This window comes from Acinetobacter sp. Colony158 (genome assembly GCF_019264745.1).
Taxonomy (GTDB): Bacteria; Pseudomonadota; Gammaproteobacteria; order Pseudomonadales; family Moraxellaceae; genus Acinetobacter; species Acinetobacter ursingii.
Genome location: NZ_CP078523.1, coordinates 2,411,714 through 2,412,226, shown reverse-complemented (window position 1 = coordinate 2,412,226; position 513 = coordinate 2,411,714). Strand labels below are relative to the sequence as shown.

Here is a 513-nt window from a genome sequence, read left to right as displayed (position 1 = left end):
CAATTTCTTTGAAGATTTTAAAACATTAAAATCAGCTCAACTTCATTATTGGCATTTTAATCATCCTACCGAACAACACATTACCAATATGTACGCCAGTCTTCCTAAAGCGATTTTATTTGCTGCATGTAACAGTACTGAGAATTGCGAAAAATTATTTGATGAAAATTAAATACTTAAAAATCAATCACTTTGATCATAAAATTACAATTAATGACGCTTTCACTACAAAGCATCAATGTTGTTTTTTTAATCAAGTCGTATTGTAATAAGTTCCTATAAAAACCTTCCTGAAAAGGGAGTATAGAGATGTCAAAAACAATTGCAGCTTTAGTGACTCATGATTTCGAAGATCTTGAATATTGCGAGACCGTTCATGCCTATCGTGCTGCGGGTCATAGCGTAATTAATATCGAACACCATGAAGGCAATATTGTGTACGGCATTCAACGCAAAACCTCAACGACCATTGATTTAGGCATTGATGATAGTGATGTTCATCATTTTGATGCT

The 513-nt window shown here is 33.3% G+C and carries 2 pseudogenes; both read left to right on the top strand.

Annotation, left to right across the window (positions count from 1 at the left end):
* Window positions 1–172, top strand: a pseudogene (locus tag JR005_RS14850) (alpha/beta hydrolase); the annotation flags it as partial.
* A 137-nt stretch (window positions 173–309) separates the two neighbouring features.
* A pseudogene (locus tag JR005_RS14845) lies at window positions 310–513 on the top strand (peptidase); the annotation flags it as partial.